Below are 25,279 nucleotides of genomic sequence, written 5' to 3' on the forward strand. Positions count from 1 at the left end.
GCGAGATTAACGCAGTTTGAAGCCGTACTTCTTGAAGACCGTATTGGCTTCCTTGGATTGCGGATAGGTATAGAAGGCGGTTGCTTCGGCCGCGTGCTCGGATTCCTTCAGTACGCCGGCGGGATAAAGGGTTGGCGCGTGAACGCTAGGGAGCACGTTAATGGCGTTCTTCACTTTCTTGGAAGTGAGCGCATCCGTCTTGTAGACGAAGCCCGCGTCGACGTTGCCTGTCTCTACGTAGGTCAGCACTTGCCGAACATCCTTCGCGTAGACGAGTTTATTCTCAAGCGTATCCCACACTTTGCGCGCGGTCAACGTCTCTTTGGCATACTGGCCGGCCGGCACCGATTCCGGTTGGCCGATGGCGACTTTCTTGATCTCTTTATCGGTCAGGTCTTTCACCCCGCAAGACCAAGAATCCAACTTTTCTTCAATGTGAACGCCCCCAGTTACGTTAGTGGTTAACATGTCAACTATCGTAACATATCACTCATCTGTTTTATAGTGTTTTAATATATTTAAGTATAACTAAATATAATTAGAGTTTGTAGTCCGGTTATATTATGCGTTTTCGTTGTAATTAGTATGATTTAGCAAGGGAAGCGTTCTTCAACCGCCGCAGCAGTCCGGACGCAAAAAAGGCTCAGCAGGCGATGGGCCTGCTAAGCCTTGCTCTCTACGATTCAACGGGCTAGTCCGGGAACTGCTGCAAGTACGCCTCGATCTCTTCGAGCGTCAGCTTCGGACCGGTGAAGAGCGTACCGGCTTTCGCTTCCTCCAGCAGCCGCTCGATCCAGTCGCATTCGGTCTCGCCGAACGCGATGAAGCCCTCGATCATGAGCGTCGAACCCCGGGGGAGGTAATGCGCCTTCCGCTCTAGCACAAGCTTGAGCCGGTCGATCCGCTTGCGGCCGGCCTCCAGATGCTCGGCCAAGAAGGGCTCGACCTTCGCCGGTTCGGCATAACGAACGAACGGAAGTCCGGAGAACACCGGATGCTGCGGGTAGGAGATTTGCTTGAACTGCGCAATGAGCAGCTCCTGGAAGGCGGCAACGCCTTTCTCCGTGATATGGTAGATGACCTTGTCCGGACGTTTCTCGCCCGGCACCTGCACCACCTCGGCGGGCTCGATGTGCCCGCTCGCTCGCAGCTGATCGACCGCATAATAGAGCGAGCCGTCACGCAGCTTGAAGCTTTCGTCCCAGTTGCGCGACTTGATGATCTTGCGGATTTCGTACGGGTGCAAATCCCGTTCCATCAGCAAGCCGAGAATCAACAGCTTCATCGCCATAATCGCCTAATGCCCTCCGGCTGTCGGCGCAGGCTTCGCGCCTTGCTTGTCGCCGCGGGCTTCGAGGCCCGCGCGTCCCATCAGCAGCGCGAAGATGAGGGCGCCGGCCGGCAGAATGACCGACCACTGGAAGAGGAACAGAATCGAATCGGCCAGGTTGCCGAGCAGGACGTTGATGACGTCTTGGGACAAGCCCATCTGCGTCTGGATCGTCGGGTCCAGCAGCGCCTGGCCGCCTTTAATCTGCTCCGCTAGCTGCGGATCCACATTCGGCAACGCGTTCAGCCCATCCTGGAATACATGCTTCTGCATCGCGCCGAACACCGTGACGCCGAGGGCCGAGCCGATCGTCCGGAAGAAGGTAATGAGCGATGAAGCGGAGCCCTTATACTGGGGCGGTACCGAACCAAGCGTCGAGATGCTCAGGAGCGAGAAGGAGACGCCGATGCCAAGGCCAGTGACGATCATGAACAGGGTAATGTACAGGCGGCTCGTCGAGGCGTCCATGACAAAGCCGAGCAGCGACAGGCCGATGAATAACACCAACGCGGAGAATATCATAACGGTGCGATAACGCAGCTTGCCGGCAATCCGCCCGCCGACCTGGCTGCTCAGCACGACGCCGATCAGCATCGGGGTCAGGACGGTGCTCGTCTCCGTCGCCGTCTTATGGAACACGCCTTGAATGAAGATCGGGATATAGGTTGCCGTGCCGATCATCGCTGCGCCGTACAGCAAGGAGATCATCATGCTGCTCGTGAACACGTTGTCCTTAAACAGCTTGAAGGCGATGATGGGATCCTTCGCCCGGCGCTCGCACGCGACGAATATGGCGGTCAGTACCGCTGAGGCAACGAACAAGCCGATCGTATTCCACGACGACCAAGCCCAGCCGTCGCTGCCGCCAAGCTCCAGGCCGAACATGAGGCAGAGCACCGCGGCAGCGAGCGTGATGGCTCCGGCCCAGTCGATGTTCTGCTTCTTATGGTTTGTCGACTCATGATACGCCTTCAGGATGAATATGAACGACAATACGGCGATCGGCACGTTGATGTAAAAAATCCACCGCCAGCTGATGCTGTCGGTAATCGCGCCGCCCATGATCGGGCCGAACACGTTCGAGATGCCGAAGACGGCGCCGAAGAGGCCCATCATCTTGCCGCGCTTCTCGGGCGGGAACAGATCGAAAATAATCGCGAATACGATCGGGGTGACCGCGCCGCCGCCGATGCCTTGAATGGCCCGGTAAATAATGAGCTGTTCCATGTTCTGCGCCGTTCCGCACAGAATGGAGCCTGCCATGAACACGAACAGGCCCGCGAGGAAGAACCGCTTGCGCCCATACATATCCGACAGCTTGCCGAAGATCGGGGAACAGACGACCATCGCAATCATGTAGGCCGAATATACCCAGACAAACTTATCGAATCCGCCGAGTTTGGCAATAATTTGGGTCATGGCCGTCGATACGATCGTCTGATCGAGCGCCGACATGAACAAGCCTAACATGAGCCCCGCAATGACGAGTCCCATACTGCCGTTTTTTTTCGCTTCCACGTCGAATGACCTCTCTTGTGACTACTCAAATTTGATTACTTCGTTAGTATACTCAAATTTGAGTAAACTGCAAGGATTTAATGGCTCGCAATCCCTTTCCTCATATATTCGTCCGGCGTTATGCCCAGGATCGCCTTGAAGTCTTTAATGAAGTGGGATTGATCGTAGTAACCGAGCTCGAAGGCAAGCTGCAGCAGATCCGGCTGGCTGCCCCGGTCGATCGCCTCTGCCGCGTTCTGCAGCCGATACAGCTTGATGACCCACTTCGGCGGTACGCCGACATATTGGTCGAACAGCCGTTGCAGCTTGCGAATGTTCATGTCGTACCGTTCGCAAATCTGCTCTACCTTCGTGATGCCGCGGTCACCGCTTATCTGCCCGATCAGCTGGCTGAGGAAGCTGGCCTGCGGATCCGGCTCGGGCAGGCGCGGCGCCAGCAGCGCTTCCATCCGATCCACCATGAGCGATTCCGAAGGCAGTGACAGCAGATCTTCCTCCAGTTCTCGCGAATCGGCGCCGAGCAGCTTGTCTACCGGCAGGGGCTCCCCGATGAGGCCGGAGACCGGCTTATTGATGAAGGGAAAGAAGCAGCCCGGCTTGAACTTAATGCCGAACACACAGCCTTTGCCTTGGACCAAATGGCCGAATTTGGCTGTCGTGGGCGCGAAGACGCCGGAGCGTCCGCGTTCGATCACGAGATTGACGTTAGGGTTGGGGATCACGCTTTGCAGATAGGGAGGTTTGCCGGTCAGATCCCAGCTGACGATCCAATAGTGCTTGATGAAGGCGGCTGCGGCAGGCGATGGGGCATATCGGGAGAGGGTGAACTGCTTCTCGCCCTCCTGGAGCTGAAGGACGCCCATGCTTGGGCGTTCGGCTTGGTGATGCACGAATCGATCACTCCTTCTGGCTTTTGTCGCCTTTTTACAATACTTGCTAAAATGGGGCGTGCTATTCTCATACTAGCATAGAATTGAGGCCAGTCAGCGTGTCTTGCCATCACTTTGGATAAAGAAGGAGCTGCTACTAATGGAGTTACGCTATGAGTTCTATATCGGCGCTTCGCCGGAGAAGGTATGGGAGGTGCTCGTCTCGCCGGAGGGGACGAAGAAAACGTTCTTCGGCTGCGTGATCGAATCTACGTTCGAGGAAGGCGCGCCGTACGCTTACGTCGGGCCTGGCAATGACGGAGATCAGACGGTTCATGTATACGGCACGCTCTTGGCTGTGAAGCCGGCTCAGGAGCTGAGTTATTGCGAACATCCGGGTCCTTCCTACTACGACAATCATGAGGAGCTCCAGTCCCGCGTCACCTTCACGCTTGAGGCGGTCGGGAATACGACGAAACTGACGCTCGTGAACGATGAATGGACGCCTGCCGAACATCCTTCGCTGAACAATGCCAAATCGCATTGGTGGATGATCCTAAGCAATATCAAGACCGTCGCGGAGTCGGGGCAGCCGCTGGACTTCGGCTGGTAACCGCCGAAGGCGGACAAGCCGAGGTGATGGTTCTTCCCGTGCGGCTTCATGCCGCGCAAGCCGCAATTCGCGAATCTTCACCGTCTTTCTACAAAGCCCTCATGCCTAGAAGGTATGGGGTTTTTTGCGTGGATATAAATACCAGTGACCGCCAAGCAAAGGATTGATGGCCTATAAAGTCGAATATATGAAGATCGCATTATAGGTTAGGTTTAGGAAGGCTGGCAGGGGGAGATTGGCATGACACTGACGCTGAGCGAGCTTATCACGCAGTGGAAGCAGCGTTGTTACGAGGAAGGCATGGATCCGGCCGAGGTGCCGGGATTCAGCGGGTATTTGACGGAAGAGGAGCTGCAGGCGCGGCTGATCCAATATAGTGAGTTTATCGAAGTGACGACGTTCTTCGTCGAGAAGTTTCTCGCGGCGTTAACGGGCAGTCCCATGCTCATCTGTATTTTCGACGCGGAGGGATATGTTCTCGATATGGGGGGCAATTCCGCCATTCTGAATACCGTCCGCACGCTCGGCATCGTCCCGGGCGTACAGTTCGGCAAGACGCAAATGGGCCCCAACGCACCCGCGTTATGCCTTATGCTTAGGCAGCCCTTATGCTTGCAGGGGCAGGAACATCACCATGAGGTGATTCAAGGGATGGCATGCTGGGCGATTCCCATCATGGCGGAAGGAGGGAAGCGGCCGGTCGGCGCCATCTCGATCATGACGAGCCTGGATCTCGCCCATTCGTACTTAGGCGTGTTGCTGGCGACGGTAACGGATTCCATTGAGCGGGAGATTCAATTGCGGAAGCAGAATACGCAGCTTCAAATTCTGAATCAGGTGCTCGTCAATACGAACTATTACGGATTGATCATCACGGATGCGGAGGGCCACGTCATCGAGATGAACGCGCCCATCGCGAATTTGTTCGAGCATGGCTTGATTGAAGCTGGGGTCGGCTCCAGCGTATTCGAAATCGGTCTTGTGGCGAACTATTTTGAACGTGTGATGCGGAGCGGGAATGAAGTGGTCGGCGCTGAGCTCAAGCTGCGGACCGCAGGCGCGGCGAAGCATTATTTGCTCGATGTGGTCCCGATCCATGATGAGCAGGGAATGCTCATTCGCGTAGTCGGCAGCCTGCGCGATATTACGGAGCTGAAGACGACCGAAGAGGTGCTCCGCAATACGGAGAAGCTGGTCTTCGCCGGCCGCCTGGCCGTCAGCATCGCCCATGAGGTGCGCAATCCGCTGACTGTGGTGAAGGGACTGCTCCAATACGCGGGCGGGAAGCTGGCGCATCACGATCTGGTCATGTCGGAGCTCGAACGTATGAATCTCATCGTCGGCGAGTTCATGATTCTCGGCAAGCCGCAGGCCGCGCAATTCAAGGAGGAGAGCTGCGTGGTCATCCTTGATGAGGTACTGCGGATCTTCGGTATCCAGGCGGCAATGAACGGCCTTGCCATCACGACCGAGATGCGCGGGGACAAGCCGATCCTTTGCGACCGGAATCAGATCAAGCAGGTGTTCCTGAACATCCTGCGCAATGCCCAGGAAGCGATGCCTTATGGCGGGAAGATTCAAATTGAGCTCGATGTGCGGGAGGACCGCCAACATATCCGGTTCACGGACGAGGGGAGCGGGATGAGCGAAGAGGTGCAGAAGCGGCTCGGAGAGCCGTTCTTGACGACCAAGCCGGACGGCAACGGCCTTGGCTTGATGATCGTCCGCAAAATCATCGCTGCTCATCAGGGCACGATGTCCGTGGAGAGCCGCATTGGCGAAGGGACGAGCGTGGAGCTTTGTCTGCCTTAAGCGAATCGGGTTTTCGATAGAAGCGTTTGCTGGCTCCATGCCGGCAAGCGCTTTTTGCCTATCGGCACCATTCTCCAATCTGAGAAGGGAGAAATCCCTCTTTACAGGCTGCCGAATCGCTGTTAGTATTTTCCACTAATAACCATGTGCGAGTGCGAATGAATGATGACAGGGGTGGTGCAATGCGGCTGAGTACGTGGCTCGATACATGGAAATACCCTTCAATCTTGCTGATCAGCGTCGGCGTTACGAATATCGGGGCGTGGATATACCTGATCGCGCTGAATCTGATGCTGCTGGACATGACAAGTTCGCCGCTTGCGATCTCGGCCCTCTATGTCATTAAGCCTCTGGCCACGCTGTGCACGAATCTGTGGTCCGGCAGCCTGATCGACCGAATGAACAAGCGCAGGCTGATGGTGGCCCTGGATCTGATTCGGGCGGCGCTGATCGTGTTCATGCCGCTATGTACGTCGATGTGGCAGGTCTTCGTCCTCGTCTTCCTCGTGAGCGCCGCGGGCTCGATCTTCGGTCCGGCCTCGATGGCTTATGTGACTAAGCTTATTCCCGGCGACCAACGCCCGCGCTACAACTCGATTCAGAGCTTCATCCATTCCGGCGCGTTCCTGACCGGTCCGGCGGCTGCGGGACTGCTGTTCCTCGTCGGTCCGCCGAGCGCGGCGATCTACGTAACGGCTGTGGCAATGTTGCTCTCGGGCCTCGTCCTGATGCTGCTGCCCAATGTGGAAGGTACGCCTCAGGGTGGCGAGCAGGCGGCCAAGTTGTCCTGGTCGGTGGTGAAGACGGACTTAAGGCTCGTGATCGCTTTCGGCCGCAAGCAGGTCTACGTCATGACGATCTGGTTCCTGTACAGCCTCATTCTGGTTGTCATTGCCTCGGCGATGGATTCGCTGGAGGTGGCCTTCTCCAAGCAGGTGCTCGGTTTGACCGACAGCGAGTACGGCTTGCTCGTCAGCACCGCAGGCGCGGGCATTATGATCGGTGCCTTCATCAATACGCTCGTCGTGAAGAGGGCTGCGCCAACGTTCATGGTCGGGATCGGAACGCTAGGCGTCTGCTTAGGCTATCTCATCTACGCGTTCTCGCATTCGTTCATGGCCGCAGCCGTCGGGTTTGTCGTGCTGGCCTTCTGGCTGGCCTTCGTCAACTCGGGCTTCGCGACCTTCTATCAGGCGAATGTGCCGGTGGAAGTCATGGGGCGGGTCGGCAGTCTGCTGGGCCTCATCGAGGCTGCGCTTGCCATGTTGGCCACCCTGCTGTTCGGCGCGGCTGCGCAGTGGCTGTCCATTCCGCTCGTCGTCATGACAGGCGCCGTGGGCATGGCGGTCTTCGGCATTATGCTCGCGGTCTGCTGCTTGTACGGGGGACGCGGGCAGACGAGCGGATCCCCGGCTCACTTGAAGGACGTATGAAGAAAAGGCGGCTTCTCCATTGCAGACCATGCAATGGGGAAGCCGCCTATTGGCGCGTGGGCTCCAGTGCGTGCCGGTGCTCGTTAGCTCGGCATCATGCCTGTTGTAATCGCGATTCGGTTCCAACCGTTGATCGTGATGATCGTCATTAGAATCTCGCTCAGCTGGCGGTTGTCGAAGTGGCGGGCCGCTTCTTCATAGACGGCATCCGGCACATGCTTCTCAGATACGAGCGTCACGGCCTCGGTCAGCGCCAGCACCGCCTGCTCGGCTTCGGAGAAGAAAGGCGTATCCCGCCATGCGGAGACGGTGTAGATCCGCTGTTCGCTCTCGCCGATCGCGCGGGCGTCCTTCGCGTGCATATCCAGGCAGAAGGCGCAGCCGTTCAGCTGGGAGGCGCGGATTTTGATCAGCTCGATCAGCTTCTTATCGAGCTCCGTGTTGGCGACTTGCTCGGCGAAATTCTTCATGGCCGTATAGCTGGCTGCGTGCAGGGATGGACGTTTTGTCATGGGTAGTTCCTCCTTAAAGTTAGCGCGCCGATCAGGCGCTTGCGTCTTACTCACTAACAAGACGGAGGGAACCGTGCATTCTGTGACATCATGGCGAGAGAAATTTGGAGAAGAAGCGGACAGCACGAAAAAAACGGATGATGCACGTAGCACCATCCGTCAGGTCGCAAGTCAAAGGTTATTGTCCGTAGTACGGCGAAATCATCAGATACACGATAACGCCCGTAAGCGATACGTACAGCCATAGAGGCATCGTCCAGCGGACGATCTTCTTATGCCGCTCCACCTGCATGTTGAGGCCCCGCGCCGTCGAGATGAGCGCGAGCGGGACGATCACGATCGCCAGCAGGATGTGGGTGATCAGGATGAAGAAGTAGATCCCGCGCAGAATGCCGGTCCCGCCGTAGGAAGTCGATTCCGACAGGCCGTGATAAGTGACATACGAAATCAGGAATAGCGTCGTAGAGGTGAACGCCGCAAAGATAAACCGTTTATGCAGCGTAATATTCTTCTTCATAATAAAATACAGCGCGGCAAGCAAGAACACGAAGGTGAAGCTGTTGAAGATCGCATTGAGCATCGGCAGCAAATAAATATTGAAGCCGACCTCCCCGTCATATCCGGGCAGGAAGAACAGGACGGCGACCAACACGTTAATCGCGATCGACAGCGTGACGATCAACGTGGTGTAATTGCGCGGCTTGTCCGCAGGGGCAGCGGCGTTCCGGTTCGAAGTCATCGTTATGGCTCCTTTGGCAGTTTGGTTACCTCTTAACAGTAGCCGATCTGCGCTAGGCATCGCAACCGGGTCGGGGCGGGAGTTCTAACAGATTTGTGGCGCGCGTATGACCCTTTTTTGAACAGGGGATCGTGCAACATTCGCGAAGCCTCTTTCGTCTAAAAATTGGAAACCAAACGGTGGGCGGCATACGGGAGGTGCTTCATGGCGAGTAAGAGAAGCAAGCTGATCTACATCTTGGCTGTGATTATCGCGATCGCCATTGCGGTGCGGTGAGACGTTCGAGTTGTTTTATTTTCCATCTCCGGCTGAGACTGATATTCCATTCCGTTTCATGGTCATTACGACGGAAGGCAACATGATTGCCCGCATGAGGCTTGGGGTCAACGAACACGAGATCATACAGGATTTCAAAGTCCGCGAAAAGGCCGTCACGTGGATCGACCTGCCCGAATCTACGGACCACAGCTACGAATTCCATTACACTTATTACGATCAGGACGGTCAGGCGATCGACCGGTAAGCCGTAATCATGACAGATGCAGCCGCTAGGCATACAGAGTCGCGTTTCAACTTATCCACACGGGGTTATAGGGTTATCCCGCAGCATCCGGTTCACTTGCCGGATCAACTTCATTCTCCTAACCAGGGAGGCAGATTCTAATAGGATCGCCGTTTGGTAGATCCAGAAGTTTCTATTAGATTCCAGTTTCTGTGTTATGGTGAACCTGGTAACTAGCGCACAATGTACCCCTTTGTGAACTTCCTCACAGCTTATCCACAGTTATCCACAGAGTTATCAACATCATCCACACGTAAAATTTGCCTGATGTGAACAATGTTTGCTGATCGTATTAACATATCCACAATTTTAAATATCCACAGATGGATAAATGTTGAGAATATTCAGCCCGGAGCAGTTTTTAACAAAGGCTCAAAAACAGTCCTACTTTCTCGTACTCTTCCATATACTCTATCAAGTTCACCGCAAGGCACGCTTGAAACTTGCTGCGCCATCAATGAAGGCGATAGCCGGAGAGGATGAAGAAAAGGATGAACGTAGCTTGGAAACGCATAGCCGCCGTGGCGGTTGTCATGCTGCTGCTCATGGGGATGATGAAGCTGGAGTTGACCGATGGCGGAGGCGCGATGGCCCATGCGCACGCACAGGGGACAGCTGCACCTGATATAGAGGCGGATAACGCCGTAACGAAGCGGCCTAATGCCGCCATTACCGCCGCGCAAGCGGGCATTGCATCGTCGCTTGTTCAGGCATACGGGAACGTGCGAACGATTCCCGCTGCAATGCCAACGGCTGCCGAAACTCCAGCAGACCCGAATGCCTCTGCCGCTCCGAAGATCGCCTCCACTCCGAATACCTCGGCCGTCCCGGAAGCGAAAGTCCAAGAAGCCGCTTCGAGTAAGCTTGCATCCAACGTGCCGGACAAAGTCGTCTATCTGACCTTCGATGACGGGCCGAGCAAGTGGACGCCCGAAGTCCTCGATCTGCTCGCGAAGTACAAGGTGAAGGCCACGTTCTTCGTGCTTGGCCAATCGGCCGAGCGCGCTCCGGAAGTGGTGAAGCGCATCGTCCGAGAGGGGCATGGCCTCGGCAATCATACCTATAATCATAAATACGAGGAATTGTACCATAGCTTTATGGGCTTCTGGACTCAGGTGAAGAAGACCGACGACATTCTCACCCGCCTGACCGGCAAGCAAGTGACGCTGCTGCGGGCGCCGGGGGGCACGTACACGAACTTCGATGCTTTCTATTTTCAATATCTAGGGGAAGCGGGCTTCCGCATTATGGACTGGAACGTGGATTCGGGGGATTCGAAACGGTCGAATGTGCCGGCGGAGGAGATCATCCGGATGGTCAAGCAGACGAAGCTTGCGAAAGAAGTGACGCTTTTGCTGCACGATGGAGCAGGTCACGAGCAGTCCGTGAAGGCGCTGCCGGCGATTATTGAATATTACAAGGCCAAAGGCTACCGGTTCGCCGTCATGAACGAGGAGACGAAGCCCGTTACCTTCCGCTTCGGGGCGGACAAATGGCACAAGGCATGGACGCCGTCGCTGCATCAGCAGGCCGAGGCCGCCGTGACGGCCTTCCAGCGCGAACACGGATGGATGCCGCTGCGGGAGTGGCTGGTCGGCAAAGGGACGGTCGCGTGGGACGCCAAGGCGCATGAAGCGGTAGTGGAACTTGCGGATACGACTACTTTCCGGCTGATTCCCGCAGGCGGGCAGGCGGTGAAGGTCGCCGGAACCCCAGGCGAGAGCAACGGGAAGCTGTCTTTCAAGATCACGCATAATCAGTTCTATGTGTTGAAGACGGCGTGACCAACTGCTATGATACGGATAAACTAGGAATATCTGATTTGCAAAAGCATTTAAGGAGCATTAAGTGCATTGACGAACACTTCAATACGTTACACAAGACGTCCGAATTGGACGCTGTATGTTCTTATCGTGATCATCCCGCTCATCGTATTCAGCCTCATTCTGTTCCAGGTGCTTAAGAGCCGATCGAATACGGACTTGAAGGAAGAGGCTCATGCGCTAACCGGCGTACATGGGTTATATGTCGAGAACTTCTTCAGCGAGACGATCGGCCGGCTGGAGAGCATGGCCATCTACTTGAGCAGCGAATCGCCCGAGTCCCCCGTGACCAAGCGGATGTTGGTCGCCAGCCAGCAGATGGATTCGCGGTTTTCCAACTTCTATGTCGTGGACCGGGACGGCAATGTAATCGCCACGACTGGCAGCCTGGAGCAATCGGTGAACCAATCGGACCGCGCTTATTTCTCGCTGGCGCTGCTGACGGGCTTAACGCAAGTTTCGGAGCCGCATTTTGGCCGCGTGACCGGACGCTATATCGTTTCGATCGCCTCTCCGGTCATCAGCGAAGAGGGCAAGGTGCTCTACGTTGTGGTTGGAACGGTGCAAGTCGAGAAGCTTGAGGATGGCCTGCGTCAGATCCTCCATGAGGAGACGCTGCGTATTACCGACCGTTCCGGCCGTATTCTGATGCAGACGAAGAAAATAACCTCAGGAGTTCCTACCGTCTCTTCCTCCCTCCAGTTGGAGGCGGTTCCATGGCGCGTGGAAGTCGTGCTGGAACAGGATTATCAGGCCTCTGTCATGTGGCCGACCGGCTTCTTCGGCGCTGGCGCCTTTGCGCTGCTGAACGTGGTCTACTTCCTGGTCAATACGGTTCTCATGAAGCGGCGCTTGGCCAAGGAGCTGGAACAGATCGAGGGAGATAAGCTCCGGATGATCGGGACGATCGCGGCAGGGACGGCGCATGAGATCCGCAATCCGCTGACGGGGATTAAAGGCTTCATCGACCTGCTGAGCGAGAAGTATCAAGGGGAGCGCGACCAATATTACTTCTCCCTGATTCAGACGGAGATCAACCGGATTAACAGCATCGTAAGCGAGCTGCTCATCATCGGGAAGCCGACCGTGCCCTCCAAGGAGGTCTTCGCCATCCAACCCGTGCTCAGCGAGATTCTGCCGATCATCGAATCGGAGGCCCGGCTCCATAATGCGGACGTTCGCGTCCTGATGGCGCAGGAACCGCTCTATGTGATGTTTTCCAAGGACCAGTTCAAACAAATCGTGCTGAATCTGGCGAAGAATGGGCTCGAGGCGCTGGAACGACGAGGCCAGCTGACGATCGTGTCTTCCTATGCCGGCGATCGTATCCAGCTTCGGATCGAAGATAACGGCAGGGGCATGTCGCCCGATACGCTGAAGAAAATTTTCGTCCCCTTCTTCACGATGAAGGATACGGGGACAGGCCTTGGGCTTGTGGTCAGCAAGCGGATTCTGGACAACTATGGCGGCCGGCTGCTGATCGAGAGCAAGGAGCGGATCGGCACGAAGGTCACGATCGAGCTGCCCATGGCTCGTCCGTAAGGAATGGCAAGCGCCCGAATGCTGTATGGTACATGTATTGCAGGAGGCTAACGAGGGTATGATGGAGTGCATCGCTAGCTAAGGCAGACAAGGAGGCGTTGCAGATGAGGGATATCGTGCAGGAGGGCAATGGGTTCTACATCCGCGAGGATGGCGCGCCGATTGCGGAGATCACCTATGCGCAGCCGGGTGAGAACACGCTGGTCATCGACCATACGTATGTCGCCGAGTCGCTTCGCGGCCAAGGCATTGCGGAGCAGCTGGTGCAGCGGGTCGTCTCCTATGCTCGCGAGAACGGCAAGAAGATTATACCGGCGTGCTCGTACGCGCATGCCTCGTTCCGCAGGCATAAGGAGTACCACGATGTCTGGCAGCAGGAATAGCATGCCGGGCAGCATGAACGGTGAAGGGCATTGCGCTTATAGGCGCAGTGCTCTTTTTTCTTGGAGAAGGAGGAGACTCAGAAAATGAACCGCGAACCGCTATCCCAGGCGCTGCTTGCAATAAAAAGCCGGCTATTCGCATAAGAGCGAACAGCCGGCGTGTAGCGTGCCTATTTATCGGTCGATGACTTAATCTCTGCCGTAATTGCAATCTGGAAAATCTCGACTGGCAAGTCGCGTACGTTCTCGTCCAGTTGGGTTGCATAATAGACCGAACCGTCCTCGATAGCGACAATGCGCATCTCGATTCCGAGAGCATCCACGTACTGTTTGCCTACTTTAATATCCCAAGTCATTGTCATATCTCCTTTTTCCCGTTCAACAGATCCGTTTATCGCAGCAACCGTATTCCCTTACTTTATTATTAATAGAAACGCAAAGTCAAGCTTCGGCCTAGGCAAGCTGCTTATGCAAACCCTTGCGGCGGGCGCCCTCTTCCCTTCCATGCGGCGAGGTACTACTAAAGTTAGAACTGCCGCGAAGCGCCGCCCTTGTTTAAGATGGCGGTATAACGGCCTGCGGGTGGGATCGCCACAGGCGGCTTAAGCTTGAGGAGGAGGGGCAAAAGGATGGCAAAGAGGGAGTATTCCATTCTTGCGGCAGCGATCGCTTCGTTCCTGTCGTCGTTACTGAATGCGTTAATCGTGGGTGTTGCGCTTCTGGAGGGGGGCGCTTTCATCGTGTTTATCATTAGCTGGGGAGTGACGCTCGGGTACGGGCTTGGCGTCTCGTACTTGATCCATCGGTGGATTGAACCGGACACGGCCGCGGCCGTGGTGGTGCGGTACATCCTGCACGTGCTGGCCGCACTTCTGCTGGTCACGCTGTTCGTGCTCGTGCTGCAGTTCGAATTTCATATTGCGCTATTCGTCCTCTACTTGCCCGCGGCGGTGAATGCGACGCTTTACTACTGGATCTATACCTTCATTAGCAGCTATCGAAGGGAATATGGGGGGAGGAAGTCATAGAAAATCGGTGAATACAGCAGACGGGCCGCCTATTTTGGGGTAGAATAACGGTTCGTATCGTTAAGCTGCCGTCCTCTATAGAAGAGGACGATAACCGATTGGGGAGGCACAATTATGGAAATAACCGCACAGCAGGTCGCACAGTGGATGGTCGATGAAATTCAATTCAAAGGGACGCTGGCCCAGAGCGATGCCATCGCTTATGTAAAGGCCAACTTCGGGGAGCAATTCGTGTTCGTGAACGAAGCCGGTAACGCGTCTCTCGCCAAGGATGTGAAGAGCGCATTCCGCAAGCTTCATCGCGGCAAGGTCGCCTGGGATCGTGACGGGTTCTTCTGGGCGTGGACGTAGAACGAGCCGGGCTGCCACCAGACTCACTTCGCCATAAAACCAAAACAGCCCCTCATGTCGGATGAGAGGCTGTTTGGCATATCTTATTGCTGAAGCTCGTAGATCGTGTACAGCTCGTCGAGCATCAGGTTGGCTGCTTTGATGCCGCCGGCCGTGTTCCAGATCGCGTCGCTCACTTTGTAGGCTTTGCCGTTCTTCACGGCGCTCAGTCCCTGCCAGAGCGGGTCGCCGGTCCATTCCGTCTCGGTTGCGTTCGCTTTGCCGTCGCCTGTCTCGTACGTGAAGTAGAAGAGGCGGTCGGCGTCGGCTTCCGGCAGACGTTCCTTCGTAATTTCATCGACGAATGCATCCTTCGCATTCTTCGTCATCTCCGTGCGGGCAAGGCCGAGTTTACCGAAGAGCAGGCCCGAGAAGGTATTCGTGTGGTACACGCGCGTCTTGCCATCCATGAACCGGACAACGGATACCGTTTCGTTCACTTTATCGCCGGCTTTCGACTTGAAGTCCGCGATACGCTCATCGAAGGCCGCCAGCAGCGCTTCGCCTTCGGCGGTTTTGCCGAGCGCCTCGGCATACAGCTTGAAGTTGTTCTGCCACTCGCCGCGCAGATCTTCGGACATGACGGTCGGCGCGATCGCTTTCAGCTGTTCGTATACTTTCTCTTGACGCATCTTGTTCCCGATGATGAGATCCGGTTGCAGACCCGCAATCACCTCAAGGTTCGGCTGGCTCTCTTCGCCAACCTCGGTTACGCCTTCCATCTCCGCCGCGATATGCTCGTACCACGGATCGCCCGTCCACGATTTCACCGCGCCTACCGGCTTAACGCCAAGCGCCAGCAGGGCTTCAGTTCCTTCATTCGTCAGAACGACGACTTTCATCGGCGTACCGGTAATGGTCGTCTCGCCCATCGCATGCTTCACGACCCGCGATTGCGGCTCTTCCGCCGTTGCCGCGTCGGTCGATTCGCCTGCCGCGGTTGTATTATTGGCTGCTGCATTGCCCGCTGGCTCCGCATTGCCGCCTTCGTTGTTCTTCGCTCCGCAACCGGCCAAGACGACGACCAAGATCAGCGCCATGAGGCCAAGAAGCAGGGTGTGGTTCCTCTTATGTGTGGTTACCATGAAACTTTCATCCCCCTAAATGATGTCTGGTGTGAGAAGCGTTATCAATGCCCTCAACTACTATAAGTGTCACTGAACATCGTGTCAATTAAAAAGTGAGAACGATTCTCAAAATCGTTGACACTTCATAGTGCATCCTCTACAATTCAACATGAACCTAGCAGACACTGGTATTAAGGGGATTTTATCCTTACATTCTATGGAAGAACGTGAACCTGATGAAAGTTATCGGCTTGGTCTTTTCCGCCTTGGTGTTAGCGATCGCCGTCCTATGCAGCATCGCCTTCGGCGTGACCGATATTCCGCTGCGTGCCGTTTGGAATTCTTTCGTCCATTATGACGGGAATACGCAGCATCTCATTATACGCACGACGCGCGTGCCGAGGGCGCTCATCGCCGCATCGGTCGGTGCCTGCCTGGCCGTTGCCGGCGCCGTGATGCAGGTGATGACGCGCAACCCGATTGCGTCCCCGAGCACGCTCGGCGTAAACTCGGGCGCCGCGTTTTTTATCATTTTGGCTTCGGGTTGGCTTGGCGTCTCGGGCCTGCAGGCCTTTACCTGGGTCGCCTTGATCGGAGCCGCGATTAGCGGCGGCATCGTATTTTTCCTTGGCAGCATTGGCCGGGACGGGATGACGCCGGTGAAAATTACGCTTGCCGGGGCGGCGATGGCTGCCTTTTTCGCTTCCTTGACCCAGGGATTGATGCTGTCCGACGGCAAAATGTTCGATCAAGTGCTCGTCTGGCTCGTCGGTTCGGTGGCCGGGCGCGATCTGCCGCAATTGCAGGCGGTATGGCCTTATATGGGGGTCGGCATGGCGGTGGCGCTGCTGCTCGCGCGGCATCTGAACGTGCTGGCCATGGGCGACGACGTCGCGCAGGGACTCGGCCAGCGCACGGGCCACATCAAGCTGTTCTCCGCGGTCGCGGTCATCCTGCTGGCAGGTGGATCGGTCGCCGTGGCGGGGCCGATCGCTTTCGTCGGCATTATCATTCCGCATATCGTGCGGTACTGGATCGGCACGGACTATCGTTGGATTCTCCCGTATTGCGCGATCCTCGGCGCCGTTCTGCTCGTCAGCGCGGATCTGGGCTCGCGATATATCGCCATGCCGAAGGAAGTGCCGGTCGGCGTCATGACCGCGATCTTAGGCGTCCCCTTCTTCGTCTACATCGCAAGGAAAGGCAGGCGAACCTGACCCATGCGCAAACTTATATCGATTCGGGCAGGCAAGCTGTCCTTGCTCGTTGAGACCAGAACTCTGTGGGTAACGGGGATTTTGTTCGTTCTCTGCTTGGCCGCTATCCTAATCAGTACAGGAGTCGGCAGTCAATATATCGCGCCGCTGGATGTGCTAAAAGTACTGCTCGGCAACGGAGTTCCGATGGAGGAAGTCATCGTGGAGAAGTTGCGGCTTCCGCGGGTCGTCATCGCCGTGTTGGTCGGCGCGTCGCTCGCCGTCGCAGGCGCGGTCTTGCAGGGCGTTATCCGCAATCCGCTTGCTTCGCCGGACGTGACGGGCGTGACCGAAGGAGCTTCGTTCGGCGCCGTGCTGTTCATCTTCTTCTTCACCGACACCCTCTCGATTCACTGGATGCCGGTGGCGGCCATCTTCGGCGCCTTTGCCGTTAGCGGGCTGTTGTACGTACTGGCATGGAAGGACGGGGTCTCGCCGCTCCGCCTGGTGCTGATCGGCATCGGCGTCTCGGCTGCGATCAAGTCGGTATCTTACATGCTGATCATTGCAGGACCCTTGCAGCTGGCCGACCGCTCGCTCACCTTCATGACGGGGAGCATCTACGGCGCTTCGTGGGACAAAGACGTGATGACTCTGCTGCCCTGGGTGCTTGTCTTGCTTCCGCTTACTTGGGTGCAGGCGCGCAACGTCAATATTCAAGCGCTTGGCGACGAGGTCGCCAGCAGCGCGGGTGCCCAGATACAGCGCCAACGTTTGGTCTTGTTGGTGCTTAGCGTGGCGTTGGCCGGTTCGGCCGTCGCGATCGGCGGCGCGATCGGTTTCATCGGACTAATGGCGCCCCACATGGCGCGCAAGCTGGTCGGCGCTTCCTTCGGAAGCGTGCTGCCCGTCAGCGCGCTGATCGGCGCGCTCCTGCTGCTTGCGGCCGATCTGGTCGCGCGCACGGCCTTCCTGCCGAACGATGTGCCGGCAGGGGTGTTCACGGCGGCGATCGGGGCACCGTTCTTTATGTTCTTGCTGTACCGGAATCGGAACCGATATTAAGACAGGAGGTACATCCATGCGTACATTAGAAGCCCAAGGTCTCGGCCTGTCTTATGGCGGCGCTTATATCTTCGAAGATTTGAACTTGTCGCTGCCCAAGGGGAAGATCACCGTCTTTATCGGCAGCAACGGCTGCGGCAAATCGACGCTGCTGCGCTCGATGGCCCGGCTGCTCAAGCCGCAGCGCGGCTCCGTCTTACTGGAGGGCCACGATATTGCGGGCATGTCGACGAAGGATGTCGCGCGCAAGCTGGCGATTCTGCCACAGGGACCGACGGCGCCGGAGGGTTTAACGGTATTGCAGTTGGTCAAGCAAGGGCGCTACCCTTATCAAAGCTGGATGAAGCAGTGGTCGCCGGAGGACGAAGCGGCCGTCGCGTCGGCGCTCGAAGCGACGGGGATGAGCGGGCTTGCCGACCGAGCGGTCGATTCGCTCTCCGGCGGTCAGCGCCAGCGGGCCTGGATCGCCATGACGCTCGCGCAGGGCACGCCGATCATTCTGCTTGACGAGCCGACGACTTATCTCGACCTCACGCATCAGATCGAGGTGCTGGACCTGCTCCATGAGATGAACGTACAGCATCAGCATACGATCGTGATGGTGCTGCACGATATTAATCTCGCCTGCCGCTATGCGGACCATATCGTCGCGATACGCCAAGGGAAGGTGGAGGCTCAGGGCAAACCGGAGGATGTCATCGATGCGCGGCTGATCGAGACGGTCTTCTCCCTCAAGTGCGAGATCATGCCGGATCCGCTCTACGGCACGCCGATGATTATCCCTTATGCCAAAAACCGTGTACAGGCTGCCCGGACCGCCAAGCGGGAAGCGACTCCCGACATGGAACCGTCCACGGTCTAAGCCTAACCCAAAAAGCCCGCGTCTTCCGAGCGAAGACGCGGGCTTTTTGGTTATTTGTTCGGTTCAGGAGGAATATTGCCGCCTCCCGAATGCTGCCTCACGGGTTAAGCATGAACGACCGGCCGTCCACCTGCCACGTCTTCCGCGGAGAGGCCCAAGCTATATAACAGGATCGCCTGTTGGACAGGCAGCAAGCTTGCCTTGAACGAATAGCCGACGAACGCGTCGGACGCGATCGCGCAATCGCTGACCTCTTCGCCGCGATAGAAGGGCGGACACGGAATGAGCAGCACATCCTGCGCGGCTAGCCGCAGCCGCTCCGACGTAATTTGATAACGCGAGATATAGTCGTCGTAGCGCAAATAACCGGGAAGCGAATCGGTCAGGATGACGTCGCTTCCTGCAAGGGCCGGATCCAGTTCGGTATGGAACGTATAGAATGGCCGGTCTTCGCCTAGCCGTTCGCCCTGCACGCATACATGGTGGAAGTCGAGGCCCAGCACTTCGGCTGCTTCCATCCAGGAACGGCTGATGTTGCCCACTGGTCCGACGAAGGTATAACGCAGCGACCGGTAATGCGGCCGCAAGGCGCGAAGGGCATACAGGTCGGCGAGAATCTCGCAAGGATGGCCTTCGCTGCTCATCGCATTCACCACAGGGATGGATGAAACGGCGGCAAGCTCTGCAATACGTTCATGATGGGGATGCCGGACGATAAGACCGTCTGCCCAATTGGCGAGATAGCCGGCGACGTCGCGTAGCGCCTCCCGTTTGTCGAGGGAAGCAGGGGGGAAGAGGATGGAATGTCCGCCGAGAGCGGCGATTCCTCGCTCGAACGTCACCCGGGTCCGGAGGCTCGTCTCCGGGAAGAACAGGATGAACGTTCTTCCCGCGAGCAACCGCTGTCCCGGATGGGCTGAAAGCTGGTCGGCGAGCTCGAGAATGGCTTCCAGCTGCTCCGACGTTAGGTCGGCAAGCTGAATCATATGCATGAGGGATCCTCCTTAACTCCGGCCTATCTAGACCGATGCGTATTTTTATACAACAGATTAAATAAATATACAATCCAATGGATAAAAATACAACGAAAACCGCCCTCGCGAAGAAGGCGGTTCTCGTCGTTCATATAATGACATGCGACAGCACGAGGCCGCCGTACACGAATGCGATACAGATAACGATCGCCGGATGGACTTTCTTACGCTCCATCAGCCAGTATGCGACGGCAGCGATCGCGAGCGATTGCCATATGCCTGCCGATTCGAAGGCGGTCGAACCCATCTGCCAGGTGAGCAGCACCATCATGATCGCGATGATCGGCTGCACGAGCAGCGTCATTCCTTTAACGACCGGCGACGTGCGGTGCTTCTGCAGCAAGTTCAGCAGGAAGATGAGCGCGACGGCCGAAGGGACGACCGTTGCGGCAAGCGCGATGATCATCCCGATTACCCCGAGTTGGTCATAGCCGACGAAGGCGGCAATCTTCGTGGCGATCGGTCCCGGGAGCGCATTGCCCAGAGCGAGAATATTCGAGAATTGTTCATCTGTCGTCCACTGGTAACGGTCGACGATCTCGTGATACATAAGCGGAATCGAAGCGGGTCCGCCCCCATAGCCGAGCACGTTAGCGACGAAGAAGCCGAGCAGCAGTTCAAGCCAATCCATCATGATTACTCGCCTCCTCCCGTCTCATTCACGCGTTCGCCTTTGCCCTTGGTTTTGCGCTGCTTCCACCAGGCGAGCAGTTTGAAATGCACCGCGCCGTAGCCGAGGAACAACGCGATGGCGACCGCATCTTGAATGTCGATCACCTGCAGCAGCAAGAAAGCGATCAGGAAGAAGCCGAAGCCCGCATATTTGCCCAAGCCTTTGACGGCCCGCTGCGCGAATTCGTACGCCATAACGCCGAGCATCACGGCGATGACCGGAATAACCGCGGCGATCATGCCTTGAATAATCGGGTTATCCCGCAAGTAATTGACCGCTGAGAGCAAGGCGACCATCGCGATGGCCGATGGCATGATATGCGCGAGGACGGCGACGACCGCGCCCAGCGTCCCTTGCTTGCGGTAGCCTAGATAGGCCGCCATCTTCGTAGCGATCGGTCCGGGAAGCGCGTTGGCGAGCGCCAGAATTTCGGCGAATTCGTCATCCCCCAGCCAGCGGTATCGCGTGACCGCTTCGTATCGGATGAGCGGTATAACGGACGGTCCGCCTCCGTAGCCAAGCACGCCTGTCTTGAACATCGCCCAGGATAGCGCGGCGTAGTGTCGTTCGTGTTCCTTCTCCATATGTACGAGCTTCATTCCCCTCTGCCAGATTCGACCGTGTCCGAGCAGCCGCTTCGCCTGCCCGAGGTACATGCGGCGGTACGTAGAGCAGCCCTATGATAGGTCTTACTATAAAACGGCCGACGCCTACTTTTCAATCCAAGGGAGGAAAAATGCACGATGCCACCCAAATATCCGTCGGAGGGCTGTGCATGATGCACGGTGGGGACTGTGGGGTTTGCCTATCGGATCTGGCAGGCATGACATCCATTCCCGGTTATAATCGGCTGCAGGATGCATGTATAATGATGATTCAGCATGATCATCGGGGATGCTAGTCATCAGTGTTGCAAGACGAACTTCAAATCTAGAGGGGGGAATCGGCGATGGAGAAACTGCCGTTCACAGACGGGCAGAGATACTTAAGCCGTCTGGATCATTTAATGGAGACGCTCGATATCGCCATTGTCTCTAACGATATTCTTCATAATACGATCTCTGTTTCGCCAAGCATTCTGGCGATTACGGGATATCCGCCGGAGCATTTTTGGCATGCGCCCAATTGGACGAAGCTGATTATTCCGGAGGACCTGCCGGTACTTCATCAAGCGAGGGAGGATGCGCGTGCGCACTTGCCAAGTATATGCGAATATCGAATTCGCACGAAGGCCGGCGAATTGAAGTGGCTTCAGATCCGGACGGTTCCCATTGAGGAAGAAGGGAAGGCGAATTATTACGAATCCATCGTTGTGGATATTACCATCCGTAAGCGGAAGGAGCAGGAAATAGCGCTGCAAGAGCGAAGATACCGCTCGTTATTCGAGAACAACCGGGATCTTGTCATGGAATTCGACTTGGAGGGAAATCTAAAAGCAATCAATAAGGATACCGTAGCGCTGTTCGGCGCGACTGAAGAAGAGCTGTTGGGGGCGCCGATCTGCCAGTTCCTGCTGGACAGCGAACTTCCTAAGATCGAGGAGATGTTCGCGGCTGCCCGATCAGGGCACTCCCCGAGCGTGGAAGTGCTGTCGACGCCGATTCACGGCGTCTCGCTGTTATGGTCGGTCACTTGCGCCCCGATTATTCTGAATGGGGAGCTTCAAGGCATTTATGCCATTTGCCGCGATATTACCGAGCAGCGTCATCTGGAGTGCCAGCTGAAGGAATCGATTCGGTTGTTTCATCTGCTCACGGAGCATATGTCGGATGTGATCTCGATCGTAAGCGCTCAGGGCGGCGCAATCTTCATTTCGCCTTCGCTAGGCCACGTGCTCGGTTATGCTGCGGATGAATTCATGGCCAGTCAGCCCTACCAATATGTCTACGCCGAGGATGCGCCGGTAGCCCGAGAGGCGATCGCGAAGGTAGTCGCAACAGGGCTTGCGCATGAGATCCGCTTGCGGTATGTGCACAAACAGGGACATTTGGTCGATATGGAACTTAAAGGCGCCCCTATATTCGATAAGGACGGCAAGGTCGTGAGCATCGTGGTCGTCGCGCGCGACATCTCCGCCAAGGTGTACAAGGAGAAGTTGCTTGAAGAGAGCGAGAGACGCTATCGCTCGCTAGTGGAATACTCGCCGCAAGCGATTGGGGCCGTCCGCAACGGCAAGCTCGTCTTTTTGAACAAGGCGGCGGCAGAACTGCTTGGAGCTGCAACCCCTCAGGAAGCGTTGGCCTGCCCGATCGAATATTTCTTGCCGGATGGCATGACCGCGGACGCTCTGGAGACGCTTGAACTGGATAAACCCTTCGAGATGAAAATCAGGCGCCTAGACGGCCGACTCATCCTGATCGAAGCGCGTAAGGGCTACGAGCCGGAGACCGAGACGGAGGAGTATATCTTTCATGATATCAGCGAACGCAAACAGGCCGAACTCGCGCTTAAGGAAAGCGAGGAACGGTACAGGCAGCTGTTCGAGCTTTCGCCGGATGCCGTTATGGTCGTGAAAGACAAAAAGCTAGCTTTCATCAATCCTGCGGCCATTCGTCTGTTAGGTGCCTCCTCGAAAGAGGAACTGATCGGATACGACGTTTTCGGATTGATCGATAACACCTATAAAGCGAGTACGCATGAACGCATGCGCCAATTGGAGCAAGGCAACCGGGCTGAATTAACGGAATTGCGCCTTCTTCGTCTGGACGGCAGCGGCTTGGATATCGAGGTGACGAGTTCGCCGATTTCCTTCAATGGGGATTTCGCCTATCTGTCCGTCGTGAGGGACATTACGGCGCGCAAGAGGATGGAAGAGGAGAAGCATCTGGCCGAGCTTCGGCTGAAGGAGAGCGAGGAACGTTTCCAACGGCTTCAAATACGCTTGGACCGGTTCTCCAAGGATCTGTTCTCCATTATGTCCGTCCACGAGCTGGAGCAGCGGCTGCTCCAAGAAATACAGGAGGTTCTGGCGGTGGAACAGGTGCAGCTGCTAACCCTTGACGGAGCAGGACGCTGCATCGTGGAGAAGGAAAGCTATCCCCACCAGCTGTGCCGGTACCTTGAAGAAAATAACCCCAATCGCGAGATCGGTGAACTGAACGATTGCGAGGAGGGACATTACGTATACATCGGCAACTTTCACAATCAGGAGCACGTACTGTATCTGAGCCGGCTTCCGATGCGGTCGCAGCACGAATCGAAGCTAGTATGGTTGAAGACGATGATCCGTTACGTGAACAACATCTACGATAATTTCAAAATGATCGAGGATCTTACGGCAGAGCTGAAGCAGACCAAGGAGAATCAGCAGGTACCGGCGTGGTTCTCCCGGTTCCTATTCACCTTATCGGAGAAGGAACGCAAGTCGCTTGCGCAAGATCTGCATGACTCGGCGCTTCAGGAACAAATTATCTGGTACCGGAAGCTGGATATGCTCCTCTCCGAAGGAGGATTGAACGAGAACAGCCGTGATGAGCTGGAGCGGATCAGGGAAGGGCTGCTCGATGTCGTCTATCAGATTCGTCTGACGTGCAACGAATTGCGGCCGCCGCTTTTGAAGGAACTTGGCCTGGTGCCTTCGCTCCAGCAGCTGTTCGAGATTACCCAGCTCCGTTCGGATTACACGGTGGAATTCGAAGCGGTCCGGATCCGCGATCAATTGAACGATGAGCTTGCGCTAAGCATTTACCGTATCGTACAGGAACTGCTCGCCAATGCCTCGAAGCATTCGAACGCGTCGGTGGTTCGTTTTCAGCTCGTGGATGACGGCGATTCGCTGCGGCTCTTGTACGCCGATAACGGAATCGGCATGAAGCATGTGACTACGGCTGCAAACGGCAGCATGGGTCTGAGCGGCATCCAAGAGCGCGCGCGCAGCCTGAACGGTACGGTGCGGATTGAGCCGGATCTGCGGCCTGGTCTTTCAATTTCTATTCATTTTCCAACTTTATGGACATAAAGGGGTATGTGGGCTTGATACGAGTATTAATCGTCGATGATCATCCGTCCGTCATGGAAGGGACGCGCGCCATGCTGGAGAAAGCCGGCGATATCGATGTCACGATCAGCACATCCGCTTCGGAGGCGTTGTCGATCATTCCGGATGGCCGATTCGATGTGATGCTGTTTGATTTATATATGCCGCAGATGAACGGCCTGGAATTGGCCAAGGAAGTGCTGCAGACGACTCCGAACGCAGTCATTCTCATTTATACCGGGTATGATATAACGCCGCATTTCAATCTGTTCATGGACAGCGGGGTATCCGGCTTCGTCTCCAAGACGGCGACGCAAGATCAGCTGGTGACCGCCATACGCTGCGCGCTGCGCGGCGAGGTGGTGCTTCCGCTTGGCTTGCTCAAGGAGCTGCGGCGCGGCACGGCGGCAGCCGGTTCCGCCGATAAGCCGGAGGCAACCGCCTCGATTACGGCGAAGGACATCGAGATTCTGAAGCACCTCGCCAAAGGCAAAAGCAATCGCGAAATTGCCGATACGATGCTGATGAGCCAGCGATCGCTCGAGTACGGGTTAACGCAAATCTTCCAGAGGCTTCAGGTGAAGTCTCGCGTGGAGGCCGTCGTGAAGGCGAAGGAGCTGAAAATCCTGCTGTCCGACGACTTCCTGTAAATAACCAAGCAAGAGATGAACAACCTCCCGCCTATGAAGGCCCGGGAGGTTGTTTTGCGTTTACGAACCTGGGTAGCGGCCCGCTTGCGGGGACCGCGCAATTTAATTGCGCGATACCGCGCATGGTTTTCGGTTTCCGGCGGAGCTTGGCCTTGTATAGTGAATACATGAAGAGAGCAACGACCTCATGGAGGAGGGAAGT

General features: G+C 56.3%; 24 protein-coding genes and 1 pseudogene. 14 read left to right on the forward strand and 11 right to left on the reverse strand.

The features are described 5' to 3' along the window. Positions 1 to 6: 6 nt before the first annotated feature. The 4 genes and pseudogenes from modA to FHS18_RS26165 form a co-directional block, all read right to left on the reverse strand. A pseudogene (gene modA, locus FHS18_RS26150) lies at positions 7 to 420 on the reverse strand (molybdate ABC transporter substrate-binding protein); the annotation flags it as partial. Positions 421 to 691: 271 nt separating this feature from the next. Next, a complete protein-coding gene (locus tag FHS18_RS26155; RefSeq protein WP_246427916.1) occupies positions 692 to 1,285 on the reverse strand; it encodes a PadR family transcriptional regulator in 594 nt (197 codons plus the stop codon). Between the two features lie 12 nt (positions 1,286 to 1,297). After that, positions 1,298 to 2,824, reverse strand: coding sequence for an MDR family MFS transporter (locus FHS18_RS26160; RefSeq protein WP_183603387.1), 1,527 nt, complete (start codon positions 2,822 to 2,824; stop codon positions 1,298 to 1,300). Positions 2,825 to 2,925: 101 nt separating this feature from the next. After that, complete coding sequence (locus FHS18_RS26165; RefSeq protein ID WP_343060681.1) at positions 2,926 to 3,738, reverse strand: AraC family transcriptional regulator; 813 nt, start codon at positions 3,736 to 3,738, stop codon at positions 2,926 to 2,928. 139 nt (positions 3,739 to 3,877) lie between these two features. Between FHS18_RS26165 and FHS18_RS26170 the strand changes: the two genes are divergently transcribed. The 3 genes from FHS18_RS26170 to FHS18_RS26180 all read left to right on the forward strand — a co-directional run bounded on the left by FHS18_RS26170 (position 3,878) and on the right by FHS18_RS26180 (position 7,575). Beyond that, entirely contained in the window at positions 3,878 to 4,330 is a 453-nt protein-coding gene (locus FHS18_RS26170) for an SRPBCC domain-containing protein (RefSeq protein ID WP_183603335.1), read from the forward strand. A 240-nt stretch (positions 4,331 to 4,570) separates the two neighbouring features. Continuing rightward, positions 4,571 to 6,142 (forward strand): ATP-binding protein, encoded by a 1,572-nt coding sequence (locus FHS18_RS26175; RefSeq protein WP_183603336.1) that lies wholly within the window; start codon positions 4,571 to 4,573, stop codon positions 6,140 to 6,142. Between the two features lie 188 nt (positions 6,143 to 6,330). Continuing rightward, a complete protein-coding gene (locus FHS18_RS26180; RefSeq protein ID WP_409348573.1) occupies positions 6,331 to 7,575 on the forward strand; it encodes an MFS transporter in 1,245 nt (414 codons plus the stop codon). 83 nt (positions 7,576 to 7,658) lie between these two features. Here the strand turns inward: FHS18_RS26180 and FHS18_RS26185 are convergent, their stop codons facing one another. Then, entirely contained in the window at positions 7,659 to 8,087 is a 429-nt protein-coding gene (locus FHS18_RS26185) for a carboxymuconolactone decarboxylase family protein (protein ID WP_183603338.1), read from the reverse strand. A gap of 178 nt (positions 8,088 to 8,265) precedes the next feature. Further along, on the reverse strand, positions 8,266 to 8,826 hold the full coding sequence (locus FHS18_RS26190) for a DUF420 domain-containing protein (RefSeq protein WP_183603339.1): 561 nt from the start codon (positions 8,824 to 8,826) through the stop codon (positions 8,266 to 8,268). Positions 8,827 to 9,112: 286 nt separating this feature from the next. Between FHS18_RS26190 and FHS18_RS26195 the strand changes: the two genes are divergently transcribed. The 4 genes from FHS18_RS26195 to FHS18_RS26210 all read left to right on the forward strand — a co-directional run bounded on the left by FHS18_RS26195 (position 9,113) and on the right by FHS18_RS26210 (position 13,136). After that, on the forward strand, positions 9,113 to 9,349 hold the full coding sequence (locus FHS18_RS26195) for a hypothetical protein (protein ID WP_183603340.1): 237 nt from the start codon (positions 9,113 to 9,115) through the stop codon (positions 9,347 to 9,349). Positions 9,350 to 9,879: 530 nt separating this feature from the next. After that, positions 9,880 to 11,172 (forward strand): polysaccharide deacetylase family protein, encoded by a 1,293-nt coding sequence (locus FHS18_RS26200; RefSeq protein WP_183603341.1) that lies wholly within the window; start codon positions 9,880 to 9,882, stop codon positions 11,170 to 11,172. A gap of 69 nt (positions 11,173 to 11,241) precedes the next feature. After that, positions 11,242 to 12,753 carry an ATP-binding protein gene (locus FHS18_RS26205; protein WP_183603342.1) on the forward strand — a complete coding sequence of 504 codons (1,512 nt, stop codon included), beginning with the start codon at positions 11,242 to 11,244 and terminating at the stop codon, positions 12,751 to 12,753. Positions 12,754 to 12,857: 104 nt separating this feature from the next. Continuing rightward, positions 12,858 to 13,136 (forward strand): GNAT family N-acetyltransferase, encoded by a 279-nt coding sequence (locus FHS18_RS26210; protein WP_183603343.1) that lies wholly within the window; start codon positions 12,858 to 12,860, stop codon positions 13,134 to 13,136. Between the two features lie 170 nt (positions 13,137 to 13,306). Here FHS18_RS26210 and FHS18_RS26215 read toward each other — a convergent pair whose 3' ends face one another. Beyond that, entirely contained in the window at positions 13,307 to 13,492 is a 186-nt protein-coding gene (locus FHS18_RS26215; RefSeq protein WP_183603344.1) for a hypothetical protein, read from the reverse strand. A gap of 273 nt (positions 13,493 to 13,765) precedes the next feature. Between FHS18_RS26215 and FHS18_RS26220 the strand changes: the two genes are divergently transcribed. Together FHS18_RS26220 and FHS18_RS26225 are read left to right on the forward strand one after the other, a co-directional pair. After that, on the forward strand, positions 13,766 to 14,164 hold the full coding sequence (locus FHS18_RS26220) for a hypothetical protein (protein WP_183603345.1): 399 nt from the start codon (positions 13,766 to 13,768) through the stop codon (positions 14,162 to 14,164). 114 nt (positions 14,165 to 14,278) lie between these two features. Further along, entirely contained in the window at positions 14,279 to 14,515 is a 237-nt protein-coding gene (locus FHS18_RS26225; RefSeq protein ID WP_183603346.1) for a DUF6953 family protein, read from the forward strand. Positions 14,516 to 14,598: 83 nt separating this feature from the next. Here FHS18_RS26225 and FHS18_RS26230 read toward each other — a convergent pair whose 3' ends face one another. After that, complete coding sequence (locus FHS18_RS26230) at positions 14,599 to 15,639, reverse strand: ABC transporter substrate-binding protein (RefSeq protein ID WP_183603347.1); 1,041 nt, start codon at positions 15,637 to 15,639, stop codon at positions 14,599 to 14,601. Between the two features lie 218 nt (positions 15,640 to 15,857). Between FHS18_RS26230 and FHS18_RS26235 the strand changes: the two genes are divergently transcribed. Genes FHS18_RS26235 through FHS18_RS26245 form a run of 3 tightly spaced genes read left to right on the forward strand, consistent with a single transcriptional unit; the run spans position 15,858 to position 18,744 of the window. Next, positions 15,858 to 16,838, forward strand: a complete 981-nt coding sequence (locus FHS18_RS26235) for a FecCD family ABC transporter permease (protein ID WP_183603348.1) — start codon at positions 15,858 to 15,860, stop codon at positions 16,836 to 16,838. A gap of 3 nt (positions 16,839 to 16,841) precedes the next feature. Then, on the forward strand, positions 16,842 to 17,882 hold the full coding sequence (locus FHS18_RS26240) for a FecCD family ABC transporter permease (RefSeq protein WP_183603349.1): 1,041 nt from the start codon (positions 16,842 to 16,844) through the stop codon (positions 17,880 to 17,882). A 16-nt stretch (positions 17,883 to 17,898) separates the two neighbouring features. After that, the gene (locus tag FHS18_RS26245; RefSeq protein ID WP_183603350.1) at positions 17,899 to 18,744 is read left to right on the forward strand and encodes an ABC transporter ATP-binding protein; all 846 of its coding nucleotides are present in this window, start codon (positions 17,899 to 17,901) and stop codon (positions 18,742 to 18,744) included. A gap of 104 nt (positions 18,745 to 18,848) precedes the next feature. Here FHS18_RS26245 and FHS18_RS26250 read toward each other — a convergent pair whose 3' ends face one another. The 3 genes from FHS18_RS26250 to chrB form a co-directional block, all read right to left on the reverse strand. After that, positions 18,849 to 19,736, reverse strand: a complete 888-nt coding sequence (locus FHS18_RS26250; RefSeq protein WP_183603351.1) for an ornithine carbamoyltransferase — start codon at positions 19,734 to 19,736, stop codon at positions 18,849 to 18,851. 130 nt (positions 19,737 to 19,866) lie between these two features. Next, positions 19,867 to 20,409, reverse strand: coding sequence for a chromate efflux transporter ChrA (gene chrA, locus FHS18_RS26255; RefSeq protein WP_183603389.1), 543 nt, complete (start codon positions 20,407 to 20,409; stop codon positions 19,867 to 19,869). A gap of 5 nt (positions 20,410 to 20,414) precedes the next feature. Continuing rightward, positions 20,415 to 21,050, reverse strand: a complete 636-nt coding sequence (chrB, locus tag FHS18_RS26260; RefSeq protein WP_246427917.1) for a chromate efflux transporter ChrB — start codon at positions 21,048 to 21,050, stop codon at positions 20,415 to 20,417. Between the two features lie 350 nt (positions 21,051 to 21,400). On the opposite strand from chrB, the gene FHS18_RS26265 reads away from it, so the two are divergent. Together FHS18_RS26265 and FHS18_RS26270 are read left to right on the forward strand one after the other, a co-directional pair. Further along, entirely contained in the window at positions 21,401 to 24,409 is a 3,009-nt protein-coding gene (locus FHS18_RS26265; RefSeq protein WP_183603352.1) for a PAS domain S-box protein, read from the forward strand. 8 nt (positions 24,410 to 24,417) lie between these two features. Next, the gene (locus FHS18_RS26270; RefSeq protein ID WP_343060683.1) at positions 24,418 to 25,077 is read left to right on the forward strand and encodes a response regulator transcription factor; all 660 of its coding nucleotides are present in this window, start codon (positions 24,418 to 24,420) and stop codon (positions 25,075 to 25,077) included. Positions 25,078 to 25,279: the final 202 nt, after the last annotated feature.

This window comes from Paenibacillus phyllosphaerae (assembly GCF_014192105.1).
In the GTDB taxonomy this organism is placed as follows: domain Bacteria; phylum Bacillota; class Bacilli; order Paenibacillales; family Paenibacillaceae; genus Paenibacillus_Z; species Paenibacillus_Z phyllosphaerae.